This is a genomic window from Pseudomonas sp. P4_C3 (genome assembly GCF_056402075.1).
This window is the reverse complement of record NZ_JBFUIC010000793.1, coordinates 1-580: the sequence shown is the minus strand read 5'-3', so window position 1 is coordinate 580 and position 580 is coordinate 1. Positions and strand designations below refer to the sequence as shown.

The following is a 580-nucleotide window of genomic DNA, read 5'->3' as shown; positions in this document are numbered from 1 at the left end:
AGGTGAACCTGAGGAGTACAGGGATCAGTAGATGCCCGATCGGAATTCGGGACGAGCCCTACCTGATGATGCTGGACCTGAGCGATAACCGAATCACCCGGGTTCCGCCAGCGGTGCTGAGCCAGGCCGTCGCCCGGGATCGGGTGAAACTCTGGGGCAACCCGTTGACGGACGAGGACACGTTGCGGCGCTTGGTCGATCATCGGCAACGCACCGGGATCAACCTGTGGTTGAGTACGCCAGGAGCCGACTATGGCAATCCGGTTGCGTGGTTGCGGGAGGGTGACGAAGCACTGCGGCAAGCCAGGCGAACGATATGGCAGCAATTGGCGGTCAAACCGTCAGGCGGTCATTTCATGAGGGTCATCGACGGGCTCAGTCTGACGGCGGACTTTCAGGTCGACTATCTGGTATTGCAAGCGAGAGTCTGGCGACTGTTGAGCGAGGCGCAGGCGTCGGACGAGTTGTGGGGCTGGCTGAACCGGTTTGTCGAAGGCGCAGCGATCGATGCTGAAAATCCGCTGGGAATTTTCACCTCGCTGGAAGATCGGGCCAGGCTTTACCGCGATTGGGTAACGAT

Annotated in this window: 1 protein-coding gene; it reads left to right on the top strand. The window is 60.0% G+C overall.

Annotation, left to right across the window (positions count from 1 at the left end; all coding sequences use genetic code 11):
• The coding region (locus AC1DVH_RS32485) for an NEL-type E3 ubiquitin ligase domain-containing protein (protein ID WP_477757223.1) at positions 1-580 on the top strand (580 nt) is incomplete at both ends.